General features: G+C 66.1%; 3 protein-coding genes and 2 pseudogenes. 2 read left to right on the forward strand and 3 right to left on the reverse strand.

What is annotated here, in order from left to right:
• Positions 1 to 543: 543 nt before the first annotated feature.
• Positions 544 to 858, forward strand: a pseudogene (locus tag ACLQI9_RS26365) (toll/interleukin-1 receptor domain-containing protein); the annotation flags it as partial.
• 477 nt (positions 859 to 1,335) lie between these two features.
• A pseudogene (locus ACLQI9_RS26370) lies at positions 1,336 to 1,617 on the forward strand (FHA domain-containing protein); the annotation flags it as partial.
• 37 nt (positions 1,618 to 1,654) lie between these two features.
• Here ACLQI9_RS26370 and ACLQI9_RS26375 read toward each other — a convergent pair.
• From ACLQI9_RS26375 to ACLQI9_RS26385, 3 genes are all read right to left on the reverse strand, one after another.
• Positions 1,655 to 4,048 (reverse strand): hypothetical protein, encoded by a 2,394-nt coding sequence (locus ACLQI9_RS26375; RefSeq protein WP_442392397.1) that lies wholly within the window; start codon positions 4,046 to 4,048, stop codon positions 1,655 to 1,657.
• Positions 4,049 to 4,173: 125 nt separating this feature from the next.
• Positions 4,174 to 6,609, reverse strand: coding sequence for an FHA domain-containing protein (locus ACLQI9_RS26380; protein WP_442392398.1), 2,436 nt, complete (start codon positions 6,607 to 6,609; stop codon positions 4,174 to 4,176).
• Between the two features lie 126 nt (positions 6,610 to 6,735).
• On the reverse strand, positions 6,736 to 7,089 hold the full coding sequence (locus ACLQI9_RS26385) for a hypothetical protein (RefSeq protein WP_442392399.1): 354 nt from the start codon (positions 7,087 to 7,089) through the stop codon (positions 6,736 to 6,738).
• Positions 7,090 to 7,271: the final 182 nt, after the last annotated feature.

Here is a 7,271-nt window from a genome sequence, read left to right on the forward strand (position 1 = left end):
GGGCCGGACCTCTGATCACGGATCGGTCAGGTTCCAGGCCTGTTCGACGGGTCAGCGGCTAGCTACGTCAGCACCGGTGTCATCGGCTTGCCCCGACGGGTGACGGTGCGGGCCTCCTGGCCGCCAACCAGCCCCCCGCTCGCCACCACTACGAAAAGCATTGCGCACCACCGACACTCACATCACAGAACGAATCTATACGCCAGACTGGCGCTCAAAGCAGCCTGAAAACTCAAGACAAGTCTCAAAACCCTAGCAACCAAGGGTCGCTAGGGTTGAGCGCCACGGGAGAAGCGGCCAGGGAATTGGCCACGACGTGAACCTGCCACGCTCCCGCCGCTGGAGCGCCATGCTGGCCAAGTCCGTGGCGACGGTGCCGGACCAGGCCGGAGCGTGGGCGTGCGAACCGGGTCGAGGTGCTGACCGGCTACGACGCGAAAGTTGCGGGCGGAAGAGGATGGGAAAGACGGATTCGGTTGCCCGGTCAGGTGGTTACACTGCCAGTTAATGGTGACCTTAGATTAGTGCCAGGGGTCCGGTCGGGTGAAGGTCTTTATCAGCTACTCCAGCCATGACGATGCTGCGGTGCGATCGTTGGCCGAGGACTTGGCGGCAGCCCACCAGCAAGTCTGGCTGGACCAAGAACTGGGCGGTGGGGATGCGTGGTGGGCCGAGATTCTGGCGCAGATCCGCGGCTGCACGGTGTTCGTGTTCGCGTTGTCGGATCATTCGCTGCGGTCCAAGCCGTGCCGGTCCGAACTGGACTACGCCGAGGCGCTGGGGTTGCCGATTCTGCCGGTGCAGATCGCGCAGGTGAGTACCTATCGGACCGATCCGATCTTCGCCAAGCAGCTCGTCGACTACCGGGATTCGACCAGGGCGAGCGGGATTGCGCTGGTCTCGGCGCTGCACGAGCGGCGACTCGGCCGTGCGGAGCTGCCCGATCCGCTGCCCGAACCCCCGCCGATCCCGTACGAGTACTTGTTGAAGTTGGGCGCGGCGATCCGCGGCCGCGCCGAGCTGTCCCCTGCGGTGCAGGCGGCGGCGGCCTTCGAGCTGCGTGAAGCGCTCAACAGCGAGGACGACGCCACCGTTTGTGAGGACATTCGCGAGCTGTTGCGCACCCTGCTCGCCCGCAAAGAGGTCACCTATGCGATCGGCCGGGAGATCACTGCGATCCTCGGTGATTCGGCTGAGCCCGTACCCGACGACCAGGCCACCGGGCCGACTGCCCCGGGAGCCGTCGGGTCGGTCCGCCAGCAGGCCACCGGAAGCGATGTCGCGGCCCAGGCGGTGGAACCGAGCCCGCCCCGACGGGATGTTCGTGTGAAGGACATCGCCTACCTGCGCGACCCCGCCGGTAGAAGCTACCCCCTGCAAGCCGGCACCACTCGCATCGGGCGCCTCAGCGACAACGACATCGTCCTCGACGACCCCGATGTCAGCCGCCACCACGCCAGCATCGTCAAGACCGGCGCCAATTACGTCATCAACGACCTCCGATCAGCCAACGGCGTCCATGTACAGCACGAGAGGATTCGCTCCACCGCCACTCTCAGCGACGGCGACGACATCCGCATCTGCGACCACGAATTCACCTTCTCCGCCGAGGCCTAAAGCCTCGCCGGGGAATCACCGTCACAGCGCCGGACATCTATTCGCCTGTGTCATGGATATGAGGCACGTCCGTCGGTGGATGGAATGCGGTGTACCGACACGCAAATTTATCGCCGGGGACCGGCCACTGCTCGCCGTCGGCGCCCCTCACCACCCAGTCGCCGTCCGCCGCAGTCGTGGGGCCCTCCAGGGTGGAAACCGTTTCGCCGGGCTGCGCCGGCCGGGCGAGAACCCGTCCGCGCCTTCGCCATTGCCGTCCGCCGACGTACTCGTAGGTGGCCTGGAAAATATCGTCGCGTACCGACCAACTCTCGCCATCGGCTTCGACCGCCCAGTCTCCGGCGTTGGCCCGCATCGTCTCTCCCGACCGCGATGTCCACCTCCAGGGTGTGCTCCGTTGTTCCGCGGTGACCGTCCCGACCCGCGTGAAGGGTCGCCATACCGGACGTGACCGATAGCCGAGCTGGCGAAGGCTCCACAAGGTGGCCGCCAGACTCGTCACGGCGGCGTTGAGCAGATCCGGCTTGCCTTCGACAATGGACCAGTCGACGAGCTTGTCGTGGATCCGGTGCGCGTTATCGCGGGTCGGACCGTACTTCCAGCCGGCGCGTCGGTAGTAGCGGCACCAATCTTCGTGTTCTGCCTGCGCCATTTTCATCGCGGTGTCCCGGTCGAAGCCCATGAGTGCAAGCTGGTCCAGCGGCGGCAGTCCAACCATGTCGCGGGCGGCGAGCGGCGTCGGCGAGCTGCCCCAGGTGTTCCAGGTGTGCCCGGCGATCTGTTCGACCATCCACAGCGCGTTGCGCACCTGGCGCCGATTCGACCCGCGGTAGAACTCGTCGAGTTGTGCCCATGGCAACATCGCCGGCGACCGGTGTGCGTCCGCGCCGATCGCGGCGACGTAGCGCTCGTGGATGAGTTTGGCCGCGCGCTCCCAAGCGTCCTGGGCCTGTCCTGTGGGCATGTCCAGCGCCAGCCGGTATGTTCGCAGCTGGCCCACGATCCGCAACCGGTCGTCGGCCATGCGGGCGTTGGGATCCCAGCTGTAAACGGGCATCGAGGGAAAGCGGGCAGCAAGCCTGCTGCTGATCGTTTTGCCGCCAAGTCCACTCACCCGGTCGTCGACGAATATCACGGCATTCTTCTCAGCGTCATCGTCGCCGACCAGACGCATCAAGGTCCGCACAGTAGGTGCCCGCGGTGTCGCATCTATCGTCGGCCCGCTTGACACGAATCCAGCTTGCCGACGGTGGAATTCGTGGTCCTGCAAGTATTCCTCGGCGTCTTCGTCGACCAGAGTGAGTGCCGGCAGTACGGCCTCACCGGGCGCGGCGTAGTAGTCACGTTCCAGCTGGCGGCGGGTGAGGTCCGCACACAGCGCCAACGTCAATGGCGATGTGCCGCAGACGAATACACGCTGAATCACCTTGGTCGCGATGACGTTGTCGAGTAGCCAGCGAGCGGTCACTTCATACTTACCGACGACGTCGGCCGCCCACAGGGTGTCGGATCCACCGAACTGCTGGGCACGCCACGCCTCGGCCTGCCACGGGTCATCAATGCGCACGATGAGGGGCAACCGCTGCTTGTTACCAACCGTGGACAGCCGACGGCTGATCACATTCAGCCACAGCAGGTTGGTCGCCGGATCGGCCGACATCAGGTAGAGCCGCTCGAGGTTCCGCCACAGCGACAGCGACTCCAGGGTCGCCGGTGTGTTGAAGTCCACTGACACTACCCGGGCACCCTGGATGCGGGCCTCCTGTACCTCGGGCGCGTCGGGACTCCCGGTGATGACGACCAGCGTGTCGCGCCGGTCCAACGTCCCCGCGACCGCGCTGGTCATCGACACGATGTCGTCGTCGATACCCATTACGGCGGTGATGGAATCGGCGAGGCTGGCCTGAAGCCGGTCCACTTGCGAGCGAAACACCACGATGGCGACACCGCCCAGGCCGGTGAAGATCGCCCCCAGCGCCGCCACGCGTGCCACCACCAGGGCGTCCGGGATGAGGTCCGGGCAGTTGCGCCCGTTCAGCGTTTGGTCGTCCATCGTGCCAGTGAGCATCTGGCCCGTCATCGTCAGCGGCTGGAAGAAGGCCGGATGCGAGGCGTCGTGACAGCTCCAATATGAGCTGACACCCAGCACCGCACCCGTGGCGGCGAGGCCGATGACCACAGCGATCGGAGCGTTTCCCGACCCCTGGCTGCCACGCGACCGGAGGCTCAGCACGCTGAGCGCGGTCAGCACCGCCACCACGATCGCGATTGTTGGCCAGTCTCCCGGCTGGCCGAACCACCTCAGCCAGGTGGGTAGCCCGTCCGCGGCGGAGGGCCGCACCGCCAGCGCGCACAGATAGCCGACCAGCGCAACGGCCACGGCTGAAAAAGCCAATCGCACTACGCGGGCGGTTGTGACCGCGCGGCGCATCGGCGAACCTCCCTTCGCGCAGGTTGCATCGCAGATCATGACACCGAAGCGGGTTGCACGGGCGTAAAACAGCACACGTGGCGCTGGCTGCTGCCGCCTGCCCACTCACCCAGGTAATTTTCCGATCAGTTACGGGCTTTGCGCCGCGGGTCGAACCGGCTGAGCCGCACCGCCAGGACAATCACCATCGCGACTGCCAGCGCCGCGCATATACCGAGGGCGGTCAGCCAGCTGACGGCAGTGTGGTCCCATAGCGGATCGCCCCCACCCGGGGAACCGGGCATCTTGTTCAGGTTCACGGTCGAAGCGCCCATCGCGTAGGCCCACCGCGACGGCGACAGCCACGACAGCTGCTCCAGCGGCACCCGGCCGCGCACCGGGAACAGCCCCCCGCACAAGATGAGTTGCGCCATGACCACCAGCACCAGTAGCGGCATGCCGCGATCGGCGTTGCCGATCAGTGCCGAGATCAGCAGGCCGACGATCATCGAGACCACCGTGACGGCGACCACGGCCACCGCCACTTCGATGCTGCCCCAGTGCAACAGCACTGCTTGGTCGGGGCCGGGCAGACCCACGACCCCGAGCAGCCCGAGTGCTAGCCCTTGCACGCTGGTCAGTGCGGTGAGTACCACCAATTTGGAGGCCAGGTAGGCACCGCGGGACAAGCCGATGCCGTGTTCGCGCAGATATATTGCCCGCTCCTTGACGATTTCGCGGATCGACGTGGCGCAACCCATGAGCGCGCCACCGATGATCAGCAACATCAGTAATTGCGCGGGTTGACTGGACCGCTGGCTGATGGCGCGGATCACCGAGAGCCCGGCATGGCCGGGGGCGGCGTGCGCGAACAGGCTCAGCAGCAGCGGCAGCAGTAGCAAAAACACCGAATACTGGCGGTCGGCGGCGATGACCGCCGCATACCGTCGGCACAGGATGGCGAATTGGGCCAACGTGCTTTGCTGAGCGACCGGCTGCTCGGGGGCGGCGGGGGCCGCGGACGGTTGTGGCTCGGGGGCGGCGGGGGCAGCGGACGGTTGTGGCTCGCTCACGGCGGCGCGCGGGCCGGTGAAGGCGTCATGGAGCGGTGAAGCGTTGAACCGGCCGGTCCAGTCGGTCGAGCTGTCGCGTTCCAGAAGCGTGAACAGATCGGCGAAGTCGCTGCAGTTGAAGTAGCTCAGCGCCTGTTGCGGCGGGCCGAAATAGGCCAGGCGACCGCCGGGGGCCAGCATGAGCAGCCGGTCGCACATGTTCAGGTGGGCGGTGTTGTGGGTGACCACCACCACCGAGCGACCGTCATCGGCCAGCCCGCGCAGGGTTTGCATGACCGATTTCTCATAGCCCGGGTCAAGCCCCGAGGTCGGTTCGTCGAGGAACAGCAGCGACGGTTTGGTCAGCAATTCCAGGGCGACACTGGTGCGTTTCCGTTGACCACCCGACAGACTGTCGATGCGTTGATCGGCCTGCGCGGCCAGCCCGAGCTCGGCCATCACCTCTTCAATGCGCTCGCGGCGCTCCGCGGGGGAGACGTCCTGCGGGAACCGCAGCCGCGCCGCGTAGTTCAGCGCCCGCCGCACCGTCAGCGGGGTATGCAGGATGTCGTCTTGCGGCACGAACCCGATCCGGTGCCGTAGCTCGGCGTAGTTGTCGTAGAGGTCCCGGTCGGCATAGCGCACCTGGCCGCTGCCGGCCGGGCGGAACCCGGTCAGCGCCCCGAGCAACGTCGATTTCCCGGCACCGCTTGGCCCCACCACCGCCAGGAAGCTGCGTTGCGGCAGAACGAAGCTGACATCTGCCAACAGCACCTTGCCCTTTTTGGTCACCACCCTCAGGTCGGACGCCGCGTAGGACACATCGCCGGTGTCGACGTATTCCACCAGCCGGTCACCGGACAGGTGCAGCAGCTGATGGCCGATGCCCACGATGTCGTCGGGTCCGATGACCGCGCGGCTGATTCGAGCACCGTTGACGTAGGTACCGTTGGCGCTGCCCAGATCGACGAGCTCCCACTGGTTACCGGACCGTCGCAGCAAGGCGTGATGGCGGGAGACCAGCAAGTCGGTGAGGACCACGTTGTTCTCGGGTGCACGGCCGATCGTGACCGTTACCTGGTCGATGGTGTGCACTGCGGTCGGCGGCCGGGCACTGATTAGCTCGGTCTTTTGCGCGGACGGATCATCGACGGCGGCGAGCACAGTTGGGCCGGCGGCTAGCACAGTTGGTCCGACGGTCGGGGCAGTACTGGGGTACAGCTGCAGCATCTCCCCCGAGGAAATCGAACCCAGCGACACGGTGATGGGGTGACTCACAGTCAGTCGTTCCACTCGGTGACCGTCCACGAACATCCCATTGTGGCTGTGATTGACAAGAACCCAGCCCGCCGGCGTCGGCTCCAGCACCGCTTGGTCTCGCGACACCCGCGGATTGTCCAGATGCACGTCGGCGTCCGCGGCCCGGCCGATGGTCCAGGCGCGGCCCGCGGTAGCTTGCCAGGTGCGCCCGGCGGCCCGCAGCTCCAGCCGCGGCGGATCGGTGGTGATGATCTCAGTCGTGTCGTCCATGCGTCGCCTCCTGCCCGGTCGGCTGATCTTTCAGATCCGAAAGATCAGGACGGTCGAAAGACCCTCCGCCACAACGGCTTACGATCCGAGGTAGCGGTTTTGCGAATGGTTTCGCGGGGCTCATGGTCAGGAGTGGCTCGTCCACCAGTTGTACAGCTGATCGAGGGTGGGTCCCTGCGGGGATCCGGCGACGAGGGCGAACACCAGGTTGTCCTCATTGGTCCACATCACCTGCGGCTCGGTGTCCTTATAGGTGCCGCATGCGAGCATGCCGCGGGGCACGTTTGGGGTGTCGTTCTGGTGCCAAGGGCCCGGCGACTGTATATCCACGGTGCAGCTCACGAGGGCGACGGTCCCAGTGAATCCGTTGAAGGCGTCCTTCAGCGAGGCCACATCGGGGAACAGCCCGTAGACAGCCAGTGCCGGGCCATCCGGGTCAGTGTTCGGCCCGCACCGCACGGAAGCCAGCACTCCCGGCATCGGTTTTTGCTGAGCTGTGCACGTGCCCGGCGGATAGCCCGAGGGGAGCAGGTTAAGCAGCTGGGCTTGGGCGTTGGCCGGTGAGGGAGTAGGTGGTGCGGTGGATACCGGTGGAGTCGCTACCGATGTGGTGGTGGGGTGTGGTGTCGGCGCGGGGGGTGGGGTGGGTCGGGTGGCGAGCC

Origin of the sequence: Mycobacterium sp. (genome assembly GCF_052143115.1) — a bacterium.
Taxonomy (GTDB): Bacteria; Actinomycetota; Actinomycetes; order Mycobacteriales; family Mycobacteriaceae; genus Mycobacterium.